27 protein-coding genes are annotated in these 26,098 nt (G+C 71.0%); 8 read left to right on the top strand and 19 right to left on the bottom strand.

Features of this window, described 5'->3' with window-relative positions:
* Window positions 1–34: 34 nt before the first annotated feature.
* The 7 genes from RWS82_RS11360 to RWS82_RS11330 all read right to left on the bottom strand — a co-directional run bounded on the left by RWS82_RS11360 (window position 35) and on the right by RWS82_RS11330 (window position 7,779).
* Window positions 35–1,546: an amino acid permease gene (locus RWS82_RS11360; protein WP_314650207.1), complete on the bottom strand. Its 1,512-nt coding sequence runs from the start codon at window positions 1,544–1,546 to the stop codon at window positions 35–37.
* A 129-nt stretch (window positions 1,547–1,675) separates the two neighbouring features.
* Window positions 1,676–2,263 carry a nitroreductase family protein gene (locus RWS82_RS11355; RefSeq protein ID WP_314650206.1) on the bottom strand — a complete coding sequence of 196 codons (588 nt, stop codon included), beginning with the start codon at window positions 2,261–2,263 and terminating at the stop codon, window positions 1,676–1,678.
* A 146-nt stretch (window positions 2,264–2,409) separates the two neighbouring features.
* The gene (locus RWS82_RS11350; protein ID WP_314650204.1) at window positions 2,410–3,516 is read right to left on the bottom strand and encodes an ABC transporter permease; all 1,107 of its coding nucleotides are present in this window, start codon (window positions 3,514–3,516) and stop codon (window positions 2,410–2,412) included.
* On the bottom strand, window positions 3,513–4,409 hold the full coding sequence (locus tag RWS82_RS11345) for an ATP-binding cassette domain-containing protein (RefSeq protein WP_314650202.1): 897 nt from the start codon (window positions 4,407–4,409) through the stop codon (window positions 3,513–3,515). Before RWS82_RS11345 ends, RWS82_RS11350 begins: the two co-directional genes overlap by 4 nt.
* Window positions 4,410–4,517: 108 nt before the next feature.
* Window positions 4,518–5,708: a benzoate/H(+) symporter BenE family transporter gene (locus tag RWS82_RS11340; RefSeq protein WP_314650200.1), complete on the bottom strand. Its 1,191-nt coding sequence runs from the start codon at window positions 5,706–5,708 to the stop codon at window positions 4,518–4,520.
* Window positions 5,705–6,517 carry a response regulator transcription factor gene (locus tag RWS82_RS11335; protein ID WP_314650199.1) on the bottom strand — a complete coding sequence of 271 codons (813 nt, stop codon included), beginning with the start codon at window positions 6,515–6,517 and terminating at the stop codon, window positions 5,705–5,707. Before RWS82_RS11335 ends, RWS82_RS11340 begins: the two co-directional genes overlap by 4 nt.
* Window positions 6,514–7,779, bottom strand: a complete 1,266-nt coding sequence (locus RWS82_RS11330) for a sensor histidine kinase (RefSeq protein ID WP_314650197.1) — start codon at window positions 7,777–7,779, stop codon at window positions 6,514–6,516. Before RWS82_RS11330 ends, RWS82_RS11335 begins: the two co-directional genes overlap by 4 nt.
* 64 nt (window positions 7,780–7,843) lie before the next feature.
* Between RWS82_RS11330 and RWS82_RS11325 the strand changes: the two genes are divergently transcribed.
* Complete coding sequence (locus RWS82_RS11325; RefSeq protein WP_314650196.1) at window positions 7,844–9,073, top strand: MFS transporter; 1,230 nt, start codon at window positions 7,844–7,846, stop codon at window positions 9,071–9,073.
* Window positions 9,074–9,115: 42 nt separating this feature from the next.
* Here the strand turns inward: RWS82_RS11325 and RWS82_RS11320 are convergent, their stop codons facing one another.
* Together RWS82_RS11320 and RWS82_RS11315 are read right to left on the bottom strand one after the other, a co-directional pair.
* Window positions 9,116–9,925 carry a Cof-type HAD-IIB family hydrolase gene (locus tag RWS82_RS11320; RefSeq protein ID WP_314650194.1) on the bottom strand — a complete coding sequence of 270 codons (810 nt, stop codon included), beginning with the start codon at window positions 9,923–9,925 and terminating at the stop codon, window positions 9,116–9,118.
* 10 nt (window positions 9,926–9,935) lie between these two features.
* Entirely contained in the window at window positions 9,936–10,781 is an 846-nt protein-coding gene (locus RWS82_RS11315) for an exodeoxyribonuclease III (RefSeq protein ID WP_314650192.1), read from the bottom strand.
* Between the two features lie 97 nt (window positions 10,782–10,878).
* On the opposite strand from RWS82_RS11315, the gene pyrE reads away from it, so the two are divergent.
* Together pyrE and RWS82_RS11305 are read left to right on the top strand one after the other, a co-directional pair.
* Window positions 10,879–11,439, top strand: coding sequence for an orotate phosphoribosyltransferase (gene pyrE, locus RWS82_RS11310; RefSeq protein WP_314650189.1), 561 nt, complete (start codon window positions 10,879–10,881; stop codon window positions 11,437–11,439).
* Window positions 11,436–12,338, top strand: a complete 903-nt coding sequence (locus tag RWS82_RS11305; protein ID WP_314650188.1) for an ROK family protein — start codon at window positions 11,436–11,438, stop codon at window positions 12,336–12,338. The genes pyrE and RWS82_RS11305 overlap by 4 nt, the downstream gene beginning before the upstream one ends.
* Window positions 12,339–12,351: 13 nt before the next feature.
* Here the strand turns inward: RWS82_RS11305 and RWS82_RS11300 are convergent, their stop codons facing one another.
* On the bottom strand, window positions 12,352–12,714 hold the full coding sequence (locus tag RWS82_RS11300) for a hypothetical protein (protein ID WP_400190090.1): 363 nt from the start codon (window positions 12,712–12,714) through the stop codon (window positions 12,352–12,354).
* 314 nt (window positions 12,715–13,028) lie between these two features.
* Here RWS82_RS11300 and RWS82_RS11295 point away from each other — a divergent pair, with 314 nt between their 5' ends.
* On the top strand, window positions 13,029–14,189 hold the full coding sequence (locus RWS82_RS11295; protein ID WP_314650184.1) for an anhydro-N-acetylmuramic acid kinase: 1,161 nt from the start codon (window positions 13,029–13,031) through the stop codon (window positions 14,187–14,189).
* A gap of 25 nt (window positions 14,190–14,214) precedes the next feature.
* Here the strand turns inward: RWS82_RS11295 and RWS82_RS11290 are convergent, their stop codons facing one another.
* Genes RWS82_RS11290 through RWS82_RS11265 form a run of 6 tightly spaced genes read right to left on the bottom strand, consistent with a single transcriptional unit; the run spans window position 14,215 to window position 18,100 of the window.
* On the bottom strand, window positions 14,215–14,376 hold the full coding sequence (locus tag RWS82_RS11290) for a hypothetical protein (RefSeq protein ID WP_314650182.1): 162 nt from the start codon (window positions 14,374–14,376) through the stop codon (window positions 14,215–14,217).
* Window positions 14,373–14,939 carry a YdeI/OmpD-associated family protein gene (locus tag RWS82_RS11285; protein WP_314650180.1) on the bottom strand — a complete coding sequence of 189 codons (567 nt, stop codon included), beginning with the start codon at window positions 14,937–14,939 and terminating at the stop codon, window positions 14,373–14,375. The genes RWS82_RS11290 and RWS82_RS11285 overlap by 4 nt, the downstream gene beginning before the upstream one ends.
* A gap of 1 nt (window position 14,940) precedes the next feature.
* Window positions 14,941–15,753, bottom strand: a complete 813-nt coding sequence (locus RWS82_RS11280; protein WP_314650178.1) for an HAD-IIA family hydrolase — start codon at window positions 15,751–15,753, stop codon at window positions 14,941–14,943.
* A gap of 44 nt (window positions 15,754–15,797) precedes the next feature.
* Window positions 15,798–16,430 (bottom strand): metal-dependent transcriptional regulator, encoded by a 633-nt coding sequence (locus RWS82_RS11275; RefSeq protein ID WP_314650176.1) that lies wholly within the window; start codon window positions 16,428–16,430, stop codon window positions 15,798–15,800.
* A gap of 39 nt (window positions 16,431–16,469) precedes the next feature.
* A complete protein-coding gene (locus RWS82_RS11270) occupies window positions 16,470–16,769 on the bottom strand; it encodes a hypothetical protein (protein ID WP_314650174.1) in 300 nt (99 codons plus the stop codon).
* A gap of 35 nt (window positions 16,770–16,804) precedes the next feature.
* Complete coding sequence (locus RWS82_RS11265) at window positions 16,805–18,100, bottom strand: Nramp family divalent metal transporter (protein WP_400190089.1); 1,296 nt, start codon at window positions 18,098–18,100, stop codon at window positions 16,805–16,807.
* Between the two features lie 69 nt (window positions 18,101–18,169).
* On the opposite strand from RWS82_RS11265, the gene RWS82_RS11260 reads away from it, so the two are divergent.
* Complete coding sequence (locus RWS82_RS11260) at window positions 18,170–18,823, top strand: TrmH family RNA methyltransferase (protein WP_314650170.1); 654 nt, start codon at window positions 18,170–18,172, stop codon at window positions 18,821–18,823.
* Between the two features lie 43 nt (window positions 18,824–18,866).
* Here RWS82_RS11260 and RWS82_RS11255 read toward each other — a convergent pair whose 3' ends face one another.
* Window positions 18,867–20,186, bottom strand: coding sequence for an MATE family efflux transporter (locus RWS82_RS11255; RefSeq protein WP_314650168.1), 1,320 nt, complete (start codon window positions 20,184–20,186; stop codon window positions 18,867–18,869).
* Between the two features lie 103 nt (window positions 20,187–20,289).
* Here RWS82_RS11255 and RWS82_RS11250 point away from each other — a divergent pair, with 103 nt between their 5' ends.
* From RWS82_RS11250 to RWS82_RS11240, 3 genes are all read left to right on the top strand, one after another.
* A complete protein-coding gene (locus RWS82_RS11250) occupies window positions 20,290–20,871 on the top strand; it encodes a DUF1992 domain-containing protein (protein WP_314650166.1) in 582 nt (193 codons plus the stop codon).
* Between the two features lie 53 nt (window positions 20,872–20,924).
* Window positions 20,925–22,889 carry a M13-type metalloendopeptidase gene (locus tag RWS82_RS11245; RefSeq protein WP_314650164.1) on the top strand — a complete coding sequence of 655 codons (1,965 nt, stop codon included), beginning with the start codon at window positions 20,925–20,927 and terminating at the stop codon, window positions 22,887–22,889.
* Window positions 22,890–22,997: 108 nt separating this feature from the next.
* Window positions 22,998–23,933 carry a serine hydrolase gene (locus RWS82_RS11240; protein WP_314650162.1) on the top strand — a complete coding sequence of 312 codons (936 nt, stop codon included), beginning with the start codon at window positions 22,998–23,000 and terminating at the stop codon, window positions 23,931–23,933.
* A gap of 147 nt (window positions 23,934–24,080) precedes the next feature.
* Here RWS82_RS11240 and RWS82_RS11235 read toward each other — a convergent pair whose 3' ends face one another.
* Window positions 24,081–25,520, bottom strand: a complete 1,440-nt coding sequence (locus tag RWS82_RS11235; RefSeq protein ID WP_314650160.1) for an MFS transporter — start codon at window positions 25,518–25,520, stop codon at window positions 24,081–24,083.
* Window positions 25,521–25,672: 152 nt separating this feature from the next.
* On the bottom strand, window positions 25,673–26,086 hold the full coding sequence (locus RWS82_RS11230) for a VOC family protein (protein ID WP_314650158.1): 414 nt from the start codon (window positions 26,084–26,086) through the stop codon (window positions 25,673–25,675).
* Window positions 26,087–26,098: the final 12 nt, after the last annotated feature.

Below are 26,098 nucleotides of genomic sequence, written 5' to 3'. Positions count from 1 at the left end.
GGGAGCGTTCGTGCGTCGTGGCTCGGCGCCGGGGTCAGGAGAGGGGCGGGCGCCGGAGGCCGCCGATCGCGTCCTTCTCGAGCCCCTGGCCGATCAGCGAATGACGGCGCGAGTAGCCGAAGTAGATGATCATGCCGAGCGCGAGCCAGATGCCGAAGCGCAGCCACGTCTCGGTGCTCAGGTTCAGCATCAGCCAGAAGCAGGCGAGCGCCGAGATCCAGGGCAGCCACGGCGACAGCGGAACGGTGAAGGGGCGCTCGAGGTCGGGTCGGGTCTTGCGCAGGATCGGCACCCCGATGCTGACGAGGACGAACGCCGACAGCGTGCCGATGTTGATCATGTCGCCCAGCACCTGCACGTCGGTGAAACCGGCGATGATCGCGATGACCACGCCGACGATGAGCTGGATGCGGATGGGCGTGCCCCGCTTCGCGTCGGTGACGCTGAGCGAGCGGGGGAGCAGGCCGTCGCGGCTCATCGCGAAGACCACCCGCGCCAGGCCCATGAGCAGCACCATCACCACGGTGGTGAGGCCGACCAGGCTGCCGATCGCGATGACCTGCGCGGCCCAGGTGGCCCCGACGAGCTCGAAGGCGCTGGCGAGCGAGGGCTCGTCGAGCTTCGCCAGTTCGGTGTACGAGACCATGCCCGTGATGACGACGGCCACGAGCACGTAGAGCACGGTGACGATCACCAGACCGAGCAGGATGCCCCGGGGGACGGTGCGCTTCGGGTCCTTGGTCTCCTCGGCGCTGGTCGCGACGACATCGAACCCGATGAACGCGAAGAAGACCAGCGCGGCGCCGCTGAGGATGCCGAAGACGCCGTAGATCGACGGGTCGGCCCCGGTGAGGAACGAGAAGAGCGACTGCGTCCATGCGCTCTCGGAGGCGACGCCCTCCTGCGCCGGGGGAACGAAGGGGGAGTAGTTGGCGCCGTTGACGAAGAACAGCCCGACGACGATGACGAAGAGCACGATCGCCACCTTGATGATGGTGAACACGCTGTTGACGCGGCTCGACAGGCGGGTGCCGAGGGCGAGCAGGGTGGTGAAGACCGCCACGATCACGACGGGGCCCCAGTCGAAGCTCAACGGTCCGAGGTGGAGGGTCATGGGGATCTGCAGGTCGAACAGCGAGACCGCGTCGCCGAGGTACACGCCCCAGTACTTCGCGATCACCGCCGACGCCATGAGCATCTCGAGGATGAGGTCCCATCCGATGATCCAGGCGAGGAACTCGCCCAGGGTCGAGTAGGTGAAGGTGTAGGCAGAACCCGCGACGGGGATCGACGACGCGAACTCGGCGTAGCAGAGGATCGCGAGTCCGCAGACGACGGCGGCGATGAGGAACGAGATGATGACCGCCGGACCGGCGTGGCGGGCGGATGCCTCGGCACCGACCGAGAAGATGCCCGCGCCGACGGCGACGGCGACGCCCATGACGGCGAGGTCCCACACCGCGAGCGAGCGGCGCAGGGAGCGTTTCTCGTCGTGCGTCTCGGCGATCGACTGCTCGACGGACTTCACCCTGCGCTGAATGGCCATTGGACGATTGTAGGGCGGGGTGGTCGCGCCGTACCCCTCACAAATCAGAACGCTCCCGTCGCACATTCTGTCGCTGCGGGCGGGCGCAGGCGACAGAAAGTGCGACGGGAGCGGAGGAAGACGAGCGGGTCAGGCGCTGAGGATGACCGACTCGGAGACGGGGCGGCGCACGCGCGGTGCGGTCTCGCGCTGCTGCAGCACCTCGGGCAGCGCCTCGACGTCGCCGAACTCGCCGACGGCGAAGACGGTCACGGCCGCGAAGCGGGGGTCGAGGTCGGCGAACTCGCGCACGACCTCGGGGTCGAAGCCGCTCATCTGGTGCACGAGCAGCCCCTCGTGGTGGGCCTGCACCGAGAAGTGCGCGACGGCCTGACCGAGGTCGTAGAGGGCGTGGGTGATCGGGGTGCCCTCTTCGGTCGCGGTCTCGGCGATGGCGACGACGAGCACGGCCGCGTTCACGGCCCAGGTCTGGTTGAAGCCGACGAGCGAGTCGACGATCTGCGCGTGCAGCGCGGTGCCGCGGCGGGCGACGATGAAGCGCCACGGCTGGGAGTTGTTGGCCGACGGCGTCCAGCGCGCGGCCTCGAGCGAGGCGGCGAGCTTGGCCTCGTCGATGGGGGCGGTGGCGTCGAACGCGCGCGGGCTCCAGCGGGCGGCGAGCACGTCGAGCACCGGATGCTCGGTCGGGGCGGTGCGGTCGAGGGTGGGAGTGCTCATGGTCGTGCCTTTCAGACGGATGCCGATCGGACCTCGTCGTCCGCCTACGCGTGTGCGAACGCATGTGTCCGCATGGATATTCCGCGCAGGCATGACGGAACCCCCGGTGCGGGCATCCGCCACCGGGGGTTCCGTCGCCTGCGGGGTCAGCCGCGCAGAGCCTCGCGCAGCTTCACCCGGCTGCCCATGCGCAGCAGCGAGTTCTCGTAGATCTTCGCCCCCACGAGGATCGCGGCCACGCAGCTGAGCAGCAGGATCACGAGCGACACGAGCGGCTCCCACCACTGCGCCTCGCCGACGAACAGCCGCATCGGCATGCCGACCGGGGCCGAGAACGGCACGTACGACATGATCGTCAGCACCAGCGGGTTGTCGTTGAAGACGATGACGAGGATGTACGGCGCCATGATGAGCATCGTGATGGGCGTCGTCGTCGCGCCGATGTCCTCCTGACGCGACACCATCGACGCCGCGGCGGCGAACAGCGACGCCAGCAGCACGAACCCGAAGAGGAAGAACACGGCGAACCAGATGATCGGGGAGCCGAGCATGGTGAGCACGTCGTTCTGCCCGGTCGCGATGAGGCCGACCGTGGCGACCGCCGCCAGCAGGAGGATCTGCGCCATCGCGAGGATGGTGTTGCCGATCACCTTGCCGGCGAGCAGCACGCGGGCGGGCATCGCCGACAGCAGAAGCTCGACCACCCTGGTCTGCTTCTCCTCGACCACGCTCTGCGCGATCGTGCCGCCGAACGTGGACGCCGCCATGAGGAAGACCAGGCCGAACGCGAGGGCGATGAAGTAGCGCAGCAGCGGATTCGTGCCGGCGGGCTCGAGGATCTGCACGTCGGGGGTCTGCGACAGGGCCGACACCAACGAGCTCGGCGCATCGGTCAGTGCGACGACGGTGACTCCCGTCGGGCCGTCGCTCGACACGACGGCGGCGTCGACCTTCTCCTCCCGCACGAGCGCCTCGGCGGCGGCATCGTCGGGGACCTCGGTCACCTCGACGCCCGGCAGCGCCGACACCGCGGCCGACGTCTCGGATGTCACGGCGACGGGAGTCTTGTCGTCGGCCGCGCTCTTGCTCGCGAAACCGCCGATGACGATTCCCGCGAGGGCGACGACCATCAGGATGACCGTCGAGATCAGGAAGGCCTTGCTGCGCAGCTTCGACCCGATCTCGCGCTCGGCGACGAGCCAGATGCCGTTCGAACTGCGGAGGGGGGAACCCCCGGGGGTCTGCGCGGTCACTGGATGACCTCCTTGAAGATCTGGGCGAGAGAGGGATGCTTGGGGGCGAAGCTGGCGACGTCGCCGCGGTCGACGGCGGTGCGCAGCACGCGCTGCGCGGTCTCGGCGTCGTCGGCGTCGAACAGGGCGTATCCGCCTTCGAAGTCGACCACCGTGACGCCCGGCTCGGTGCGCAGCCAGCCGGCGTCGCCGGCCGAGACGAGTTCGTAGCGGCTGCCGGCGTGCTCGGCGCGCAGCCCGTCACGCGACCCGGCCGCGCGGATCGTGCCGCCGGCGAGGATGACGAGGTCGTCGCACAGCCGCTCGACCACATCGAGCTGATGCGACGAGAACAGGATCGCCGCGCCGCGTGCGGCCGTGGCCTGCAGCGTCGAGGCGACCACGTCGACCGCGAGCGGGTCGAGTCCCGAGAAAGGCTCGTCGAGGATCATGACCTTCGGGTCGTGCACGAGCGCGGCGGCGATCTGCGCGCGCTGCTGGTTGCCGAGCGAGAGCGACTCGATGGTGTCGCCCAGGCGCTCGCCGAGTCCCAGCTCGGTGAGGATGTCGGTCGCGCGGTCGACGGCATCCGCCTTGCCGATGCCATGCAACCGGGCGAGATACACGATCTGCTCGAGCACCTTCATCTTGGGGTACAGACCCCGCTCCTCCGGCATGTAGCCGAACGTGCGGCGGTCGACGCCGGTGACGGGCGCGTTGTCGAGGGTGACCGTGCCCGAGTCCGACGAGAGGAGTCCGAGCACGATGCGCATGGTCGTGGTCTTGCCGGCGCCGTTGCCGCCGACGAAGCCCGTGAGGCGGCCCGGTGCGACGTCGAAGGTGACGTCGTCGAGCACGCGCCGCGAGCCGTAGCTCTTGGTGATGCCGTGGAGGTGGAGCGTTCCTGAGGTCATGCCTCCACGCTAGGGAGCAGGGCGGGGCGCGGGCATCCCCCGTACGGGGGATTGCGAGCGGATGCCGTCGCCGGGCCGGGCGTCATCGGGGTCCGCCCCGCGGCGGACCTACCGCCGCGGGTGCAGCACGACGCGCACGGCCAGACCGGCGACGAGAGCCCAGAAAGCCGCACTCACACCGAGCACCTGGATACCGGACGCGGCGACGAGGAACGTGACGACGGCCGGCAGGCGCTCGCCCGCATCCTCGATAGCCTGTTGCACGGCCGCGCCGAAGGCGGCGAACAACGCCAGTCCCGCGACGGTCGGGATGACGGCCGCCGGGGCGAGCACGACCAGGGCGGCGAAGGCGGCCGAGGCGGCGCCGAGCACGAGATACGACACCCCGGTCGAGACGCCGGCGATCCACCGCCGCTGCGGGTCGGGGTCGGCGTCGGGCGAGGCGGCGAGAGCGGCGCTGATCGCGGCGAGGTTGATCGCGTGCCCGCCCGCCGGGGCGCCGAGCGCCGTGCCGAGGCCGGTGACGAGCATCGCCGGCCGCCACGGCACCTCGTAGCCGAAGCTGCGCATGATCGCGACGCCCGGAACGTTCTGCGACGCCATCGTCACGATGAACAGGGGCAGGGCGAGGCCGACGAGCGCGCCGAGGGTGAAGGTCGGTGCGGTCAGCTCGACGCGGGGCAGCAGGATGCTCGGATCGATCGGCGCGCCCGCCTGGACGAGCGCGACCGCCACGACGATGGCCGCGGTGACGAACGCGAGAGGTACCGCCCAGCGCGGCGCGAAGCGCGCGGCGATCAGCCAGGTCACGACGACCGGCACGACACCCCAGGGATTCTCGACGATCCCGGTCACGGGCGCGAGGCACAGGGGGAGCAGCACACCGGCGAGCATCGCCTGCGCGATCGAGCGCGGGATGCGGGCGATCACCGCTCCGAGGGCCGGCCAGAGCGCCGCGAGCAGGATCAGCGCCGCCGTGACGAGGAACGCGCCGACGGCCGCGGGCCACCCGCCCTCGATCGCGCCGGATGCCGCGCCGGTCGACGCGAGCAGAGCCGCCCCGGGCGTCGACCACGCCACGGTGATCGGCATGCGGTACCGCCACGCGAGCACGATGCACGCGAGCCCCATCGTGATGCTCGCCGCGAGGAGGCCGCTGGCGGCCTGAGCGGCCGAGGCCCCGACCGCCGACAGGCCGGTGAGCACGACGGCGAACGAGCTGGTGAAGCCGACCAGCGCCGTCACGACGCCGGCGACGAGGGGGCGGGAGATGCCCGGTCGAGCGTCGGGTGACGTCATGCGAGACCGTGCCGGTGCGCGAGCACCACGGCCTGCACGCGGTCGCGGGCGCCGAGCTTCTGCAGGATGCGCGACACGTGCGTCTTCACGGTCGCCTCGCCGATGTACAGCGCCGTCGCGATCTCGGCGTTGCTGCGGGCATCGGCGAGCAGGGCGAGCACCTCGGCCTCGCGATCGGTGAATGGCTCGACGAGCGTGGGAATGCCGGCGGACCCGTCGGCGGCGGTGGGGGCCGTGTGGCCCGCGCGTGGGCCTGCGGCCGGCTCGTCGGACGTGTTCGCGCTCGGGATCGCCGCGGCCGCACCGGTGGAGGCATCGGCGGGTCGCTCGGTGCCGCCGGCGGGGGTGGTCGTCGCCGTGCGCCCTCCATCGCCCGCCCCGGCGAACCGCGCCAGGACGCGCCGGGTCACCTCCGGTGCGAGCATCCCGTCGCCGACGGCCAGTGCGCGCACTGCGGCGATGAGGTCGTCAGCTCCCGCGTTCTTGAGCAGGAACCCGCTCGCACCGGCGTCGAGCGCCTGATACAGGTAGTCGTCGCGGTCGAAGGTGGTGACGATGGCGATGGAGGCGGTGAGATCGGGGTCGGCGACCAGCCGGCGGGTGGCCTCGATGCCGTCCATATCGGGCATCTGCACGTCCATCGTGATCACGTCCGGGCGCAGCGCGGCGGCCTGCGCCATCGCCTCGCGCCCGGTCGACGCCTCGCCGACGACCGAGATGTCGGGCTGCGTCTCGAGGATCGTGCGGAACCCGGCGCGCAGCATGGCGTGGTCGTCGACCAGGAGAACGCGGATCGGGGCATCGGTCATGCGGAGGTCCTCTGCGGGGTGGGAGTCGTCGACAACGGTACCCGGGCGCGCACCCGCACCCCGCCCTGCGGACGCGGCGCCACCTCGATCGTGCCCCCGGAGGCGACGGCGCGTTCGCGCATGCCGAGCTGCCCGAGACCGGGGCGCAATTGGCTCACCCGACGGCCCGAGTTCACGATCTCGACCTCGACGCCCTCGTCGTCGTAGCGCACGCGCACGTCGGCTGTCGCGCCGGGGCCGGCATGCCGGCGGGCGTTCGTGAGCGACTCCTGCACGATGCGGTAGAGGTTGACCGCGACGAGGGGCGGCACATCCGCCGCCTCGCCGATCACCTGGAACGTGGTCGGGAGTCCGGCCTCCACCGACGACTCCACGAGGTCGCCGACGTCGTCGAGGCCGACGGTCGAGCCGGCATCGGTCGTCTCGCCCCCCGGGGTGCGCAAGGTCTCGAGCAGTTGCCGCAGCTCGCCGATCGCGTCGCGGGCCGACCCCTCGATACCGGCGAGGATGCCTTTGGCGCGGGCCGCGTCGTGGTCGATCACCAGTCGGGCCGCCCCGGCCTGCACGCCCATCACCGACACGTGGTGCGCCACGACGTCGTGCAGCTCGCGGGCGATGCGCACGCGGTCGAGGGCCACGGCCTGCGCGGCGGTGACCTCGCGCTCGCGCTCCAGGTCGCGGGTGCGCTCCTCGAGCACCGCGCGCTGCTGCGCCGCCTGCCAGGAGCGGTCGCCGAAGTAGTACGCGCCACCGAAGTAGAGCATGTTGAGGAGGATCTGGATGAGCATGAACGCCACGTACGGCGACATCGCACCCGCGACCACCTCGGCCTCGTCGGCCTGACCGATCGCGTCGCGGTACGAGGTGACGATCAGCCAGGCGAACATGCCCACGATGATGCCGACGCGCACGAGGAGGGCGGCGCGACGGTTGCTCATCCAGGCGCCGACCGAGTACAGGCCGATGAACATGGCGATATTGCCCACATAGATCTCGGGCACGCGGATCGTGACGGCGACGAAGTACGCCACCGAGACGACGATCGCGACGGCGGCAGGCCACCGGCGGCGTACCGCGAGGGGAGCGGTGACGACGACCGCGTAGACCAGCGCGGTCCACAGCTCGGCCTGCTCGTCGCCGTAGATCTGCGAGATCGACGAGAGGGCGGCGCTGAGCACCGCGCCGACGAACAGCACGGCGGCCAGCAGCAGGTCGTTGCGGTGGTCGCGCGCGGTCGGGGTGCGCGTGAACTCGGCGGGCATGATTCCACCGTAGGGGCGGAGGCGCGGTGCGGCATCCCCCGCACGGCGGATGACAGAATCGAGCGTGACCATAGCGCCGCGCCCTCGCCTCGCCCCCCTGTACCTCGCCGGCTTCACGACCGCCTTCGGTGCGCACGGCATCGCCGCGGCGCTCGGCGCCGAGACCGAGGACATCGGATGGACGCTGCTCGCGTTCGGCCTGACTCTGGCGCTGTACGACCTCGCCGAGGTGCTGCTCAAGCCGCTGTTCGGCGCGGTGAGCGACCGGGTGGGGGTGCGCCCCGTCGTCGTCGGCGGGCTGCTCGCCTTCGCCGCCTTCTCGGTCGTCGGGGCGACGGTCCCCGGCATGGTCGGCCTCGTCGTCGCCCGGTTCGGCCAGGGTGCCGCCGCATCCGCCTTCTCGCCCGCCTCCTCGGCGGCGGTCGCCCGGCTGACCGACGAGAGCACGCGGGGACGGTACTTCGGCCGGTACGGCTCGTGGAAGAGCCTCGGTTACGCGCTGGGACCCCTGCTCGGCGCCGTGCTCGTCGTGTGGGGCGGCCTCCCGCTGCTGTTCTGGGCCCTCGCGGTGATCGGTCTCGCTGCCGCCGTGTGGGTGGCGGTCGCCGTGCCCGCCGTGCCCGTCCTTCCCCGCAAGCGTGTGACGCTGGCCGACCTCGGGCGCGAGCTCACCGCCCCGGGCTTCCTCGTCCCGACGCTGGTGCTCGCCGCGACGACCGGCGCGCTCGCCGTGGCCGTCGGCTTCCTCCCTCTGCTGGGGCGGCAGATCGGGCTGGGCACGGTCGGGAGCATGGCGATCGTGACCGTGCTCGCGGTGGTGTCGAGCATCCTCCAACCGCTCACCGGTGCCGCCCACGACCGCGGGCGGGTCTCGGTGCGCGCCGCGATGTTCTTCGGTCTTCTGCTGATCTCGGTCGGCATCGCGCTCGCCGCCCTCCTGCCCCATCCCGTGGCGCTCGTGGTGACGGCGGTGCTCGTCGGCGCGGGCGTGGGAATCGCGACGCCCGTGGCCTTCTCGCACCTCGCTGCGACGACGCCCCCGGAGCGCATGGGGCGCACCATGGGCAGCGCGGAACTCGGGCGCGAGCTCGGCGACGCCGGCGGCCCGCTGGTTGCGGGAGCCGTGGCCACCGCGACCGTACCGGCGCTCGGGATCGGGGCCGTCGCCGTTCTCGTCGCGGCCGCGGGGGTGGGGGCGGCGCTCGGTCTGCGCGGCGGAGCTCCGGCTTCATCCGTCGGCGGCTCTTCCGTCGGCGGCTCTTCCGGCGGCGGCTCTTCCCCCGAGGGTCGATGACCGCGCCCGAGTCGACGTCGCCGGGGTTCTGACTCCGGCCGGTCAGTGCTCGGCGAGCATCCGCTCGATCACCCGCGCGACTCCGTCGTCGTCGTTCGACACGGTCTGCTCGTCGGCCGCGTCGCGCACGGCCTCGTTGGCCCCGCCCATCGCCACGCCTCGACCCGCCCAGCGCAGCATCTCGACATCGTTCAACGCGTCACCGAACGCGACGACGTCGGCGCGGTCGATGTCGAGGTGCGCGCACAATCGGGCGAGACCGCTCGCCTTCGTGACGCCCTCGGCCATCACCTCGACGAAGGGCGCCCCCGAGAGGGTGGCCTCGAAACCGCTGAGTTCGAGGGCCCGTAGCGCCTCGAACACGGCGGGAGGCGCGAGCTCGGGATGCCGGATCACGAACTTCACGCTCGGGGCGTCGAGAACCGCGTCGAGCGGCACACCGCCCATCGACTCCGGGTCGCGCTTGTGGTCGGAGTGGTCGGCGATCGCCGCGTAGCCCTGCTGCGCCACGAAGGTCTCGCCGGCGTCGCGCACGCTCGCGAAGAGAAGGTCGGGGATGCTCGCGCTCAGGGCCTGCGCCAGCGAGCGCAGGGTCTCTGCGGGCAGCTCTTCGGCGAACAGCAGGCGCCCGTCGGCCAGGTGGGTGGCGTAGGCGCCGTTGCTGCACAGCGCCCAACCGCGGAAATCGGCCTCCGCGGCGATCGCCCGCAGACCGATCGGCTGCCGGGCGGTCACCGGCACCACGTGGACGCCGCGTTCACGCGCGGCGTCGAGCGCACGCCGGGTGCGCGGGGTCACCGACGAGGACGAATCGAGGAGCGTGCCGTCGAGGTCGGTCGCGATCAGCCGCATGGGTGGATGCTCACGAGAAGATCATGGGCAGGTCGCCGTCGTCGTCGGCGCCGCCGAGGTCGATTTCGGCGACGACGGGCACGTGATCGCTGGGCTGCTCGCCCTTGCGCTCCTCGCGGTGGATCGATGCACCCGTGACGGCGTCGGCGAAGGACGACGAGCCGAGGATGAAGTCGATGCGGATGCCCTCGTTGCGGGGGAACTTGAGCCGCTGGTAGTCCCAGTAGGTGTACCCCTCGGGCAGCAGGGGGCGCACGACATCGGTGACGCCCGCATCGGCGAGCGCGAAGAACGCCGCACGCTCGGGGGGCGAGACGTGGGTGGAGACACCCTCGACGATGTCGGGGTCACCGTTGTCGGAGTCGAACGGGATGATGTTGAAGTCGCCGACGAGCGCGAGGGGAAGACCGGGCGTCGCGGCGAGCTCGGCGGCGGTCGAGGTCTTGAGGGCTTCGAGCCAGTGCAGCTTGTACGTGTAGTGGGGGTCGTTCAGCGAGCGTCCGTTGGGCACGTACAGGCTCCACACCCGCACGCCGTCGACCATGACTCCGAGCGCGCGCGCCTCGAGCGGCGCATCCGGACCCTCATGGCCCTTTGCGAACCCCGGCATGCCGTCGAAAGAGGTGCGCACGTCGCTCATGGGCAGGCGGCTGGCGATCGCGACACCGTTCCACTGATTCAGGCCGTGCACCTCGACCTGATACCCGGCCTCTTCGAAGGCCGCGTACGGGAACTGCTCCGGCTTGCACTTGATCTCCTGCATGGCGAGCACATCGATGTCTTCGCGAACCGCGAACTCGACGGTGCGGGCGACACGAGTGCGGATGGAGTTGACGTTCCAGGTGGCCAAGCGCATGCGTCCAGCCTAGTTGCGGGGTCGGACAGTAGCCGCGACGACGACCCACCCGAGCATGACAGCGCAGTCATAGCAAGAGCGCTCTACACTGGACGCCGTGACCGCACTCGACGCAGACCGTCAGAACCTCCTCGCCCTCATCACGGACGAGGCGGTGTTCCACGGCGACTTCACCCTCTCCAGCGGCAAGAAGGCGACGTACTACGTCGACATGCGCAAACTGACGCTCGACCATCGCGCCGCCCCCGCCATCGGCCGCATCATGCTCGACCTCATCGGCGACCTCGACGTCGCCGCCGTCGGCGGTCTCACCCTGGGTGCCGACCCGATCGCGAACTCGGTCATGCACGCGTCGGTCGCGACCGATCGCCCCCTCGACGCGTTCGTGGTGCGCAAGGAGCCGAAGGACCACGGCCGCGGTCGCCAGATCGAGGGCGCAGACGTCGCCGGCAAGCGCGTGGTGGTGCTCGAAGACACCTCCACGACCGGGCAGTCCGCGCTGAAAGCCGTCGAAGCGCTGCGCAAGGAAGGCGCAGAGGTCGTCGCGGTCGCGGTGATCGTCGACCGCAAGACCGGTGCGCGGGCCGCCATCGAAGCCGAGGGCCTCGAGTGGCGTGCGGCATTCGACCTCGACGACCTCGGGCTCGACCCGCAGTGACCCGCTACGCCCTCGCCGTCGACGTCGGCGGTACGAAGATGGAAGCCGCTCTGGTGGCCGAAGACGGCACCCTCGTCGAGGGCAGCCGCAGTCGCCAAGCCACCGGCCGCGACGCCACGGCCGCCTCGCTCGACGCCGCCGTCGCCGAGATCGTGCGTCACGCTCTCGCGGCGCTGCCCGACGGGGCCGAGCTCGTCGGCGCGGGCGCGGGGAGCGCGGGGCCCGTCGACCGGCGCACCGGCAGCATCGTGCCCGTGAACATGCCCGGAGCGCACGGATACGGCCTCGCCGAGGCCGTGCGCCGCGAGGCCTCGGCGGTGCTCGGGCGCGAGGTGAGCGCGGTCCTGGGTCACGACGGCGGTGCTCTCGCGCTCGCCGAGGCCTGGCGCGGCGCAACGCAGGATGCCCGGGCCTCGCTGTCGATCGTCGTCTCGACCGGCGTCGGCGGGGGGTTCGTGGTCGCCGGGGCGTACATCCCCGGAGCATCCGGAAACGCCGGCCACCTCGGGCAGATCCGCCGGGAGGGTGGGCTCACCCTCGAGGAGATCGCCTCCGGGCCGGCCAGTGTCGCCTGGGCGCAGGCGCAGGGCTGGGTCGGATCGACCGGTGAGGACCTGGCTCGGGACTCCGCTGCGGGCGATGTCACCGCGCGGGCGGCGATCGAGCGATCGGCGAAGGCGGTCGGCGAGGCTCTGGCGGATGCCGCGACCCTGGTCGACCTCGACATGGTGGCGATCGGCGGAGGCTTCTCGCGGGTGTCGTCGGACTACATCGACCTGGTGCAGGAGGCTCTCACGGCGAGCGCCGTGCACGAGTACTCCCGTCGTGCGCGGGTGGTGCGGTCGGGTCTCGGTGACGAGGGGCCGCTCATCGGCGCCGCGGCCCTCGTGCTCCGCTAGTTCTTCGGGCCGTTCAATGACCCGGCACGAACAGGTGTCGAGCGGGGCCCTCGATGCGGGCGACGGAGACCGTGAGTTCCGTTACATCCTCCGCGACCGCGTCGATGCAGGCGGTGAGATTCGTCTCGACCGCGTCGATGCGATTGGTGAGCTTCGTCTCGACCGCGTCGATACGCGCGGTGAGCTTCGTGTCGACAGTGTCGATGCGCGTGGTGAGTTTCGTCTCGACCGTGTCGATGCGCGTGGTGAGTTTCGTCTCGACCGCGTCGATGCGCCGCACGCACCACGCGAATCCGGCGAGCATGGCGGTTCCGAGGCTCAGCACGATCCCGACGGCACTGAGCACGACGGCGAAAGTCTCTGCGGACACGAACATCCTCCTATTGTGCGACCTGAACTCCGGTTCCGTGACGGACGATACGTGCCGCCCCGGCGTGCCGCTGCGCGCGCCCGGACATGCCGCTGAACTGTGGAGAACACGAATTTTTGGGGCGCCGTGCAGGACGAGTCGCCTCCACGCCAGAGGGCGTGTGCGAGACACCACGCGCCGCGCGAGGCCCCACGTGCGCGGTGATGTCTCGCGCCGAATCTGGTGTCTCGCGACGAATCGCGTCTCGGCGAGCGATGCATCCGTTCACAGTCCTAACAAATACCGCGTAGGGTCGGAGGACGACGACGGAAGGATGCACCATGCGCGTACTCGGCCTCATCTCCGGCACCTCGCACGACGGGATCGACGTGGCGGTGGTCGACTTCGCTATCGAGGGAGGGGCCCTGACGGGCGCGGTGCTGCACGACGACAGCGTGCCCTACGCCGACGACCTGCGCGCGCGTCTGATCGCGGCGCTGCCGCCGGCGCAGACGACGCTCGCCGAGGTTTGCGAGCTCGACACGCTCATCGGTCAGGCGTTCGCCGAGGTCGCCGCCAACGCCGCCTCCGCCGTCGGGGGAGTCGACGCGGTCTGCTCGCACGGGCAGACCGTCTTCCACTGGGTCGAGGGCGACCACGCCCGCGGCACCCTGCAGATCGGCCAACCGGCGTGGATCGCCGAGGCCGTCGGGGTGCCCGTGGTCTCGGACGTGCGCATCCGCGACATCACCGCCGGCGGACACGGCGCTCCGCTGGTGTCGTTCCTCGACGAGCTGCTGCTGCGCGGTCGCGGCGGGACCGCTGCCGCCCTCAACCTCGGGGGCATCTCCAACATGACCGTCGTGGCCGACGGGAAGATCACCGCCTACGACATCGGACCGGCGAACGCGCTCGTCGACGCCGTCGTCGTCGACCGGGGGCTGAACCACAAGGGGTACGACGACGACGCAGCGATCGCCCGGGCGGGCACCGTCGACGACGCGCTCCTCGACGCGCTCCTCGCCGACCCCTACTACGCCCTCGCCGCGCCGAAGAGCACGGGCAAGGAGCACTTCCACCTCGACTATGTGCGGGCCCACACCGCGGGGCGCGACATCTCCGACGCCGACCTCGTGCGCACCCTCACCGAGCTGACCGTGCGCACCGTGGCGGATGACGTGCGCGCCGCCGGCATCCGCTACCTCGCGGTCTCGGGCGGCGGATGCCACAACCCGGTGATCCTCGACGGGCTGCGGTCGGCCCTGCCCGACGTCGACGTCGTGCTCGCCGACGAGCTCGGCGCCCCGGTCGACAGCAAGGAGGCGATCCTCTTCGCGCTGATCGGCTGGTGCACACTGCACGGCGTCCCCGCGATCGTTCCGGGCGGTACCGGTGCTCGCGCGCCGCGCGTCCTCGGCACCATCACCCCGGGGGCGGGCCCGCTGCGCCTGCCCGAGCCGGTCGAGGCCGTCTCGGGTCTGACGTTGACCACGGGCTCCTAGCGGGGGCGGGAGCGCGCCGGTCGAACTAGCGCCGGCCGTCCTCGTCCCACGGGCCCTCCCACCAGTTGCCGCCGCGGTCGTCTCCGGGTCCGCGGCGCCGCGAGCGCACGAACTGCACGATGAACAGGGTGATCGAGCTGAGTCCGATCAGGATCAGCACGAGGAAGAGCATGTCGCTCTGGGTCATGGTCGCCTTCCCTCCGCGGCATCCGCCACGATCTTCGCGATGCGGGCCTCGCGCGTCGCCGGTCGTCTCGCCGTCGCGATCTGCGTGAGGCCGAACTTCTTCACCGACGGCGGGAATGCATCCCAGTTCGTCCGCGCGGCGGGAACGGCGTCGAGGGCCGCGGTGAGTTCCGGCGGCTCGATCCCGGCCTCGGGGCCGTCGAGCAGGGTCCACGACCCGTCGGCCTTCGCGGCCTCGACCATGCGGATGCCCGCGGGCGCGAGCATCCCGGCCGCCTCGAGCTCGATGAGCCGGGCCTTGTTCGTCGCCGCCCAGCCGCTCCCCCTCCGACGGGGCGAGAACCATTGGGCGTTGTCACCGGCGATCACGCGCACCGGTCCGTCGATCCAACCGAAGCACAGGGCCTGGCGCACGGCGTCGTCGTAGGAGATGCCGTCGCTCGCGGCTCCGCGAGCACGCATCAGCCAGACGCCGTGCGGGCGGGTGTGGTTCTCCTCGAGCCACGCACGCCAGGCCCCGGCATCCGCGGCCGTGACGCGCTCGCCGTCGTCGAGCACGCCCATGTCAGTCCTCGTCGAGCGTGGGGATCGACTCGGTGACGGTTGGCAGCAGGTCGGCGACCGAGTCGACGACCTCGTCCGGGCGGAACGGGTACTTCTCTATCTCGGCCTGGTCGCTGATACCCGTCATGACGAGCACCGTGTGCAGGCCGGCCTCGATCCCCGCGACGATGTCGGTGTCCATGCGGTCGCCGATCATACCGGTCTTCTTCGAGTGCGCGCCGATCTTGTTGAGCGCGGAACGGAACATCATCGGGTTGGGCTTGCCGACGACGTAGGGTTCCTTGCCCGTGGCCTTCGTGATGAGCGCGGCGATCGCCCCGGTGGCCGGCAGCACGCCGTCGGCGCTCGGTCCGGTGGCGTCGGGGTTGGTGACGATGAAGCGCGAACCCTTGTTGATGTGTCGGATCGCCTTGGTGATCGCCTCGAACGAGTAGTTGCGGGTCTCGCCCACGACGACGAAGTCGGGCGCCGTCTCGGTCATGATGAAGCCGGCCTCGTGCAGGGCGGTGAGGATGCCCGCCTCACCGATCACGAAGGCGGATCCGCCCGGGAGCTGCTGCGCGAGGAAGTCGGCCGTGGCGAGCGCCGAGGTCCAGATGCGCTCCTCGGGCACGATGAGGCCGCTGGCTCGCAGGCGGGCGGAGAGGTCGCGAGCGGTGAAGATCGAGTTGTTCGTCAGGACGAGGTAGGGGATGTCGTTGCGCTCCCAGCCGGCGAGCAGCTCGGATGCCCCGGGGATGGCGGTGTTCTCGTGCACGAGGACGCCGTCCATGTCGGTGAGCCAGCATTCGATGTCATCGCGGTGTTGTCCCATGTGCTCAGCCTAGAGGGAGCGGGTTTCCCGCAGGTGAGAGGGTGTCAGGCGGTGAGCCAGACGACCTGGGCGGCGCCGTCGGGCAGCCCCACTTCGGTACCGTCCACCTCGAGGCCGGATGCCGTCACGCGCACCCGCGACGAGACGTCGACGCCGAGTGCCTCCAGGGTGCGCAGCAGCTCGGGGTCGCGGTCGTCGACCCGCAGAACGGTGCCGGCGTGGCCTGCCGGAGCATCCGCCAGCAGGACGAACGGCACCCGCTCGACGTTGCCATCGGCGTCGGGGATGGCATCGCCGTGGGGGTCGAAGCGCGGTCGTCCGAGACGCGCATCGATGCCCTCCAGCAGGCGATCGCTGATCGTGTGCTCGAGCACCTCGGCCTCGTCGTGCACCTCGTGCCAGCCGTAGCCGAACTCCTGCACGAGCCAGGTCTCGATCAGGCGGTGGCGCCGCACCATGGCCAGCGCGCGCCGGGTTCCGGCATCCGTGAGGCGCACGGCCCCGTAGGGAACGTGCGAGACGAGACCCGCTGCGGCGAGCTTCTTGACCATCTCGGTCACCGACGACGGGGCGATGCCCAGCTTGCCCGCGAGGACCGACGGGGTGATCGGAGCGTCCTGCCACTCGGTGTGCGCGTACACCGTCTTCAGATAGTCGTCTGCCGCCGGAGATGCCACCGCCCCAGTCTAAACGGGCGGGCCTGCGCGACCCTGGCGTCAGTTCGCGAGGGCGACGAGCAGCCCGAACGCGACCTGCCCGGCGAAGAAGACCACGATGAAGCCGAGGATCGCGGCGAGCAGCGACAGGCGTCCGTCGTAGTCCTCGACCTCGGCGATGCCGATGCGTCGGGCGCGGAACGCGAGCACCAGGGTGACGATGCCGAGGGCGAGCTGCGCCCACGGGCCGCCGATCGGGAGCAGCGAGGGCACGGCGACGAGCACCGCCCCGAGCGCGCCGGTCGCGAGGGCGAACCAGGTGAGGAGGCGGACGCGGTGATCGGCGGACTCGGCGGACATGACGTCGAGCCTATCCGCGCACGGATCGGCCGTCGTCACGCGCCGGTGAGCACGAGCCAGAGCAGGGCGGCGTTGAGGGCGATGAGCAGCACCGAGGCGATGACACCCGCGGCGGTCGTGAATCCCCGGTTCGCCCAGACGCCTAAAGTGCGCTTTTGGGCGGTCAGCGCCACGAGAGGAATCAACGCGAACGGGATGCCGAACGACAGCACCACCTGGCTGAGCACGAGCGCGAGGGTCGGGTCGACGCCGAATCCGAGGATCGCGAGGGCGGGGAGGAGGGTGATGATGCGTCGGGCGAGCAGCGGGATGCGCACCTGCAGGAGGCCCTGCATGATCTCGGCGCCGGCGTAGGCCCCGACGGAGGTCGAGGCGAGGCCGGAGGCCAGCAGTCCCACCGCGAAGAACGTCGCCACGACCGGTCCGAGGCCGGCGGCGAGGGCGGCGTGGGCGCCCTCGAGCGAATCGGTTCCCGCGACGCCGGCGAGGTTCGCGGCGGCGAGCAGAAGGATGCCGAGGTTCACCGACCCCGCGATGATCATCGCGATCGTCACGTCCCACCGGGTCGCCGCGAGCAGGCGGCGGATGCGGCCGGCCTCGGTGCGGGCGGTCTCGGCCTCGGCATCCGCCGGCTGTCGGCCGCGTGCGCCGAACCGATCGCGGGTGAGTGCGGAATGCGCGTAGATGGCGTGAGGCATGATCGTCGCGCCGAGGATGGATGCCGCGAGCAGCACCGACCCCGTGTCGTCGAAGCGCGGTACCAGGCCGCCCGCCACCCCCGCGGGGTCGGGGGGTGCGATGAAGACGCCGGCGACGAAGCCGACCGTGATGATGACCATGAGGCCGACGATGACGAACTCGAACGGTCGGGCGCCGCGGCGCGCCTGCACCGCGAGGAGGACCATCGAGACGGCGCCGGTGATGAGCCCGCCGAGCAGCAGCGGCACGTCGAAGAGCAGATTCAACGCGACGGCACCGCCGATGACCTCGGCGAGATCGGTCGCCATCGCCACCAGCTCGGCCTGCAGCCAGTACGCGCGACGAGCCCAGCGGTTGCGCAGTCGGGACCCGAGCACCTCGGGGAGGCTCTGACCGGTCACGACGCCGAGCTTCGCCGAGAGGTACTGGATCAGCCACGCCATCACGTTGCCGACGACCACGACCCACACCAGCAGGTAGCCGTATTGCGCCCCCGCCGTCATGTTGCTCGCGACGTTGCCGGGATCGAGGTACGCGACTCCGGCCACGAGTGCGGGCCCGAGCAGCCAGAGGCTGCGCGGCGGCGCGGCCGCCGGGCGGGGCTTCTCGATCACACGGGGATTTTTCGGCACACCGAAACCCTAGCCAACTTTTCGGTGCGCCGAAATACCCGCTGTGGACCAGGCGGCTAGCCTGGCGGGATGGAAGAGCAGTCGACGGCCGAGACCCCGGAGGAGACTCCGGAGCGCACCACGCACGGTGTCGGACCGTTCCCCGGCGGGCCCACCAACTGGCCGGACGGCGAGGAGTACGACCCCGAACTGCTCGCACACGGAGACACGCGCAACGTCATCGACCGCTACCGCTACTGGCGCATGGAGGCGATCGTCGCCGACCTCGACACGCGACGGCATCCGTTCCACGTCGCCATCGAGAACTGGCAGCACGACATGAACATCGGCTCGATCGTGCGCAGCGCCAATGCCTTCCTCGCCGACACCGTGCACATCATCGGGCGTCGACGGTGGAACAAGCGCGGCGCAATGGTCACCGACCGGTACCAGCACGTCGTGCACCACGAGGACATCGCGGCATTCTCCGCCTGGGCCGCCGGCGAGCGGATGCCGATCGTCGCCGTCGACAACGTCGACGGGTCGGTCCCGGTGAATCGCGCCGAGCTGCCGGAACGATGCGTGCTGCTGTTCGGTCAGGAAGGGCCGGGGCTGTCGGAGGAGGCGCTCGCCGCGGCATCCGCCCATGTCGAGATCACCCAGTACGGCTCGACGCGATCGATCAACGCCAGCGCCGCCGCCGCGGTGATCATGTACGAGTGGTGCCGGCGCTACGCGGAGTGAATGTGGCGCGACGCGCGCCGAGTGAATGTGGTGCGGCGCGCGCTCACGCGTCGAGCGTGGTCCAGCGGCCCGAGCGCACGCGCCACCCGAGCGTCGCGAGGCGCGCCAGCAGGTAGACCCCGAAGAACGCCACCGCGAGCCAGATGAGTCCGGCGGTGCCGTCGAGACCCAGGGCCGCGATGATCCAGAGACAGGGGAGGAACGGCACGAGGTTGAGGCCCCCGGCGATCGCGAGATAGCGGGCGTCGTCGGCCCCCATCAGCACCCCGTCGAGCACGAACACCACGCCGGCCACCGGCTGCCCGACGGCGAGCACGAGCAGGGCGGGCTGCACCAGGGCGGCCACCTCCGGATCGCCCGTGAACACGATGCCCAGGACACCGGAGAGCGCGGCGATCACCGCTCCCACCAGTACGCCGAACCAGACGCCCCACGCCACGGTGCGCGCGAGCACCCGCCGCACCTGCTGCGGGTCGCCGGCGCCGATCTCCTTGCCGATGAGGGCCTGGGCGGCGATCGCGAGCGCGTCGAGCGCGAAGGCCGCCGCCGAGAAGATCGTGAACACGATCTGCCACCCCGCGAGTTCGGCGGTGCCGACACCCGTGGCGACCGCGACGGTCGCGAGCAGGGCGACGCGAAGGCTCACGGTACGCAGGAACAGCCAGCCGCCCGATCGCGCGGTCGAGCGCAGTCCCTCGCGCTGCGCGCGCAGCGAGGCGCTGTGCCGTGTGGCGAGACGGCGGACCACCAGGGCGTATGCGCCGACCATGCCCCACTGGGCCGTGACGGTGCCGGCCGCCGATCCCGCGATGCCCCAGCCGAAACCGTAGATGAACAGCACGTTCAGCAGAGCGTTGGCGCCGAAGCCGAGGCCGGCGATCCACAGCGGCGTCACCGTGTCTTGCATGCCGCGCAGCAGGCCGGTCGCGGCGAAGACGATCAGCATGGCGGGAAGACCCCACATCGAGATGACGAGGTAGTCGTTCGCCTGCGCGGCGACGGCATCGCCCGCACCGAACAGCGACACCAGCCACGGCGACGACACCGCGCCGAGCACCGCGAGCACGGAGCCGAGGGCGAGAGCCAACCACATGCCGTTGATACCCACCGACACCGCTTCGCCGGGGCGCCCGGCCCCGAAACGGCGCGCGACGGCGGGGGTGGTGGAGTAGGCGAGGAACACCATGAGGCCGACGATCGTCTGCAGCACGGCGCCGGCGATGCCGAGGCCGGCCAGAGGCGTCGTGCCGAGGTGCCCGACCAGCGCCGCGTCGACGATGAGGAACGCGGGCTCGGCGATGAGGGCCCCGAGTGCGGGGACGGCGAGACGCAGGATCTCTCGGTTGAGGGAGCGCGTCGCCATCCTCCGAGCCTATGGGCTGCCGCCGACACCGCGCGGGACCCGGAGCCGCTCCGGTGGCGCCGTCGTACGCTGGAAGACCCCGGATGCGGCAGAACGGAGCATCATGACGGACCCCCGCGAGCAGGCGGCGCGCTACCGCGCCCGGCAGCAGGCGCGCGAGACGGCATCCGACGCGGGGGATGCCGGTGAGGCGGCGGGAACCGCGCCGGCGCCCGGGATCGGTGCCGCCGTCGACCGGGCGGCGTTCATCGAATCGGCCATCCAGGTCGCGATCCGCCGGGGCGAGTTCGACGATCTGCCGGGAGCGGGGAAGCCCATCGAGGGGCTCGGCGACCATCACGACCCCGACTGGTGGATCCGCCGCAAGATCGAGACCGAGAACCTCACGGGGCTGGGGCCGCCGGCGCTGCTGCTGCGCGAGGAGGACCGCGGACTCGACGCGCAGCTCGATCTGCTCGGTCGGGAGGCCGATGTGCGGGCGGTGCTCGACGACTTCAACCGTCGCGTCGTCGAGGCGCGTCGCCAGCTGCTCGGCGGTCCGCCCGTGGTCACGACGACCCGCGACGTCGACGCCGAGGTGGAGGCCTGGACCGAGCGCCGTGCACGTCGAGCCGCGGCGATCGCGCCGGCGGATCCGCTCCCTCCCCGCCGTCGGTTCCGGTGGGGTCGCCGTCGCGCGGAGTGATTCCAGAGCATCCGCTGGACACGATGTCGGGGACCCGTCCTAGGGTGGAAGGCATGACAGACGCGCTTCCTTCGGGCCTCGCCCTCGACGAGTTCAGCTCCGACATCCGCCCGCAGGACGACCTCTACCGCCACGTCAACGGCGCCTGGCTCTCGCGCACCGAGATCCCGGGCGACAAGGCCCGCTGGGGCTCGTTCCACCTCCTCGCCGAGCAGGCCGAGGCCGACGTGCGCGCGATCATCGAGGAGTCGCAGCAGGCCGAGCCCGGTACCACGGCGCGCAAGATCGGCGACCTGTTCGCCAGCTTCATGGACACCGAGCGCATCGCCGACGCGGGCACGAGCCCGCTCGCCGAGACCCTCGCCGAGATCGACGCGATCGACGGCATCCCGGCGCTGCTCCGCACGGTCGGAGCGTACGACCGCGACGGGCGCGCCGCCGTGGTCGGTCTCTACGTCGACGGCGACCCCGGAAACCCCGAGCGCTACCTTCCCGTGCTGGTGCAGGCGGGGCTGTCGCTGCCCGACGAGAGCTACTTCCGACTCGACGCCTTCGAGGGCACCCGTGCCGCGTACCGCGCGCACCTCGGCCGTCTGCTGGCACTGGCGGGGGTGGCGGAGGCCGAGGGGCAGGCCGAGCGCTCCATCGCGCTCGAGACCGAGCTGGCGACGCACCACTGGGACAACGTGCGCAGCCGCGACGCGGTCGCCACCTACAACCTCAAGACCTGGGACGAGCTGCAGGCTCTCGCGGGCGTCGACCTGACGCCCTGGCGCGAGGCCGTGACGCCGTCGAACCCGGCCGCCTTCGACGAGGTCGTCGTGGCCCAGCCCAGCTTCTTCGAGGGTCTGGGCTCGTTGCTCGTCGAGGCGCGTCTCGACGACTGGAAGGCCTGGCTCCGGGCCAAGGCCGTGCACGCCGCGGCCCCGTACCTCACCGACGAGATCGTGCAGGAGAACTTCTCGTTCTACGGCACCGAGCTCACCGGTGTGCCCACGATCCGCGAGCGATGGAAGCGCGGCGTCTCGCTGACCGAGGGCGCCATGGGCGAAGCGATCGGCAAGGTCTACGTCGAGCGCCACTACCCGCCGACGGCCAAGGCCGCGATGGACGAGCTCGTGGCGAACCTTATCGAGGCGTACCGACGCAGCATCACCGACCTCGAGTGGATGACCCCCGAGACGCGGGAGCGCGCCCTCGCCAAGCTCGACTCCTTCACCCCCAAGATCGGTCACCCCGAGGTGTGGCGCGACTACTCCTCGCTCGAGATCGACCGCGACGACCTGTTCGGCAACGTGCGCCGCGCCGCGATCTTCGAGCACGACCGCAACATCGACAAGGTCGGCGCGCCGATCGATCGCGACGAGTGGCACATGCCGCCGCAGATGGTCAACGCGTACTACAACCCGTCGATGAACGAGATCGTCTTCCCCGCCGCGATCCTGCAGTACCCGTTCTTCGACGCGGGCCGAGACGCAGCCGCCAACTACGGAGGGATCGGCGCCGTCATCGGCCACGAGATCGGTCACGGCTTCGACGACCAGGGCAGCCGCTACGACGGCGAAGGCCGCCTCGAGGATTGGTGGACGGATGCTGACCGCGCGGCGTTCGAGGAGCGCACCAAGGCTCTGATCGCGCAGTACGACGCGCTCGTGCCGGAGGGGCTCGACGCCGCGCACCACGTGAACGGCGCGCTGACGATCGGCGAGAACATCGGTGACCTGGGCGGTCTCGGTATCGCGCTCAAGGCCTACGAGCTGTCGCTCCACGGCGCTGACGCTCCCGTCATCGACGGTCTGACCGGGGTGCAGCGCCTGCTGCTCTCCTGGGCGCAGGTGTGGCAGCAGAAGAGCCGCGACGCCGAGACCCTGCGTCTGCTCACGATCGACCCGCACTCCCCGAACGAGTTCCGCTGCAACCAGATCGTGCGCAACATCGACGCGTTCTACCGCGCGTTCGACGTGACGCCCGGCGATGCACTCTGGCTCGACGAGAACGAGCGCGTGACGATCTGGTGACCAATCGCCTCGCACCATGAGGCCGTCCGCACGGCGGGGGTACGATATCCGTGCCGTGCGGACGAGCTCACGGCATCCCCCACATCCCATCCCCCGTAAGGATCACGCGTGGGCGCTCTCTCCTCCTCGAATCCGGAGCCGGTCGACGGCCCCCGCGCGGTGCTGCGCGGATCGCAGCGCCCGCACCGGCGCCTCCCCCGACGGGCGGCCGTGGGTCGTCGCTCGTTCACGGCCACGCTGCGGGCACTCGAGAATCTCGCGCAGTCCGGTGCGCAGGTGTCGGTGCACGTCGTCGACCTCGACTCCCACGAGCACGTCCTCTCGGGCGACGACCACGTCACGATGCCCGTGGGCGGCCTCGGTGTCGTGCCGTTGCTCATCGAAGTGGCCGCGGGCTTCGAGAGCGGCGCGCTCGACCCGCTCGAGATCATCGAACGCACGAGCGTCGATGAGGTCTCGTCGTCCGGCCTGTGGCGTCACCTGCACGCCCCGGCCCTGCCCCTCGCCGACCTCGCGGTGCTCGCGGCGACCGCGGGCGACCCCATCGCCGTCAACGCGCTGCTGCAGAAGGTGGGGCACGATCGAGTGCGCGAGCGCATCGACGCCCTCGGTCTGCGCCGCACCGCTCTGCTCGACCGGTTCCGCGACCTCCGCGGCCCCGACGATGCTCCGCAGGTCGCCGTCGGATCGACCCGCGAGTTCGCCGGGCTGTTCTCGGCGCTCGTCAACTCGTCGGTCGTCGACGCGGCCGTGAGCGCCCAAGTGTCGGAGTGGCTGAGCCTCAATCAGGATCTGAGCCTGGTCGCGGCATCCACCGGGCTCGATCCCTTCGCGCACGACCACGACGCCCACGGGCTGCTGTTCGTCAACAAGACCGGTCGCGACCGTGGCGTGCGCGCCGAGGCCGGCGTGCTCGCCGGGCCGCGCGCCGGCGTCGCCTATTCGCTCGTCGTATGCTTCGACGACCTCTCGATCGCCCACCGTCTGCGGGCGCACGACGCCTTCCGCGTGCTCGGCGTCGAGCTCATGGAATACACGCACTGACCCACGCGTCCCTCCGCGGCATCCGCGGCATGCGGGATCGAAATCGCACGCTGCAGCCGCCGGGAACCCGACATATCGATCCCGCACCGCGGTAGGGGTGGGGGTGCGGTAGGGGTGGAGCGGGACGGGGGTGGAGCGGGACGTGGGCTAGGGGAGGGAGGGGTGGGCCTCTTCGGCGCGCTGCTTCGGGATGAACAGCGACAGCACGAGGGCGACGATGCCGGCGGCGATCGCGAGCCAGAAGCACACCTGGAAGGCATCGTGCGTCGGCACTGCGACGCCGTCGACATCCACGGTCATCGCCGCCAGGACGCCGCCCATCACGGCCGACGCGCTCGAGGTGCCGACCGAGCGGAAGAGCGCATTGAGGCCGTTAGACGCGCCCGTCTCGTGCGCCGGCACCGACCGCATGATGATCATCGGCATCGCGGCGAACGTGAAGCCGATGCCCACGCCGATGAGCAGGTTGCCGACGAGGATGTGCCAGACCTCGCTCGACAGGATCAGCACGAACACGTAGGCGAGCACGATCGCCGCGGCGCCGACCGTGAAGAGTGGGCGCGGTCCGACGGTGCGCTCCAACCAGCCCGAGAGGGGCGAGATCACCATCATCACCAGTCCCGCCGGCATCACCACGAGAGCCGCCGAGATCATGTCGAGCCCGAAGCCGGCTCCGCTGCCGACCGGCATCTCGAGCATCTGCGGGAACGTGACGTTCGACGCGAACAGGGCGAAGCCCATACCGATCGCGGCGATGTTCGTGAAGAGCACCGCCGGTCGGGCGGCGACCCGCAGGTCGAGCAGCGGGTCGTCGGTGCGCAATTGGTACCAGCCCCAGACGAGCAGCACCACGACGCCGCCGATGATGCAGGCGAGGGTCGACGGCGCGGTCCACCCCCACTCGGCGCCGCGCGACACGAACAGCAGGATGCCGGTGAGACCGATCGCGAGTCCGATGGCTCCGACGATGTCGAGACGCCCGGGGGAGCGCAGCACGTCTTCCGGCACGACGAAGACGATGAGCAGCAGGCCGACCACGCCGAGCGCGGCGGCGAGCCAGAACAGGGCGTGCCAGTCGGCGTTGACCGCGAGGTAGGCGGCCACCGGCATGCCGATGGCCCCGCCGACGCCCATGGTCGCGCTCATGAGCGCGACCGCCGTGCCGAGGCGCTCCGGCGGCAGCACGTCGCGCATGATGGCGATGCCGAGCGGCACCACGCCGGTCACGGCTCCCTGCAGGGCGCGGCCGATGATGACGCCGACGATCGACCCCGACAGCGCCGCAATCAACGACCCCACGATCAAGAGGGCGAGCAGGGCGATCGCGACCCGCCGTTTGCCGTACATGTCGCCGAGACGCCCCGAGATCGGCGTGGCCACGGCGGCGACGAGCAGGGTTATGGTGACCACCCAGGTCGTGTCTTCCCGCGACGAGTCGAGCAGCGCGGGGAGCTCGGCCTGCAGCGGCACCACGAGCGTGAACATGAACGACGAGCACAGGCCGGCGAAGGCGAGTACCGCCACGATCGCCCACCGCGGGGTGTTCCGTGAGAGTCGTCGTCTGGCCCGGTCGTCGTTCTCTCTCACCGATCAAGGCTACCGGTGCCGACGGGGGCCGGGGCCGTCGGCGCCGTCCGCCGCGGGGCGGGTGCGGGATCACAAACGCACGTCACAGGCCTCAGGAACCTGACATATCGATCCCGCACCGCGGAGCGGGGGAGGGGGGAGGGGGGAGGGGGTCAGTGCGGGGGGAGTACGTAGGCGCCGGTGTCGCCGGGGTTGACCGCGATCTCCCAGCGGAAGCCGTCGGGATCGGCGAAGTAGCCGGAGTACCCACCCCATTCCCGTTGGCGGCCGGGGCTGACCGTCGCTCCCAGCGCGGCGGCCTCGGCGAGCACTGCGTCGACCTCGGCGGGCGTCGCCAGGTTGTGGGCGAGCGTGAGCGGGGCGATGCCGGATGCCGGTGCCTCGCCGATCTCGGCGGTGAATCCCTCGATCGACCACAGTGACAGGATCAGCCGGTCAGCGACGGGGAGCATGAGCACGTCGTCACCGGCGAAGATCGGCTCCCAGCCGAGCCCGTCGACGTAGAACGCGCGACTCCGCTCCACATCGGCGATGGCGAGGGTGATGAAGCTGACGCGCTGTTCCATGCGCCGAGTCTG

It is taken from the genome of uncultured Microbacterium sp., assembly GCF_963528945.1.
In the GTDB taxonomy this organism is placed as follows: domain Bacteria; phylum Actinomycetota; class Actinomycetes; order Actinomycetales; family Microbacteriaceae; genus Microbacterium.
The sequence above is the reverse complement of the archived record's forward strand: the minus strand, read 5'-3'. Positions and strand labels throughout refer to the sequence as shown.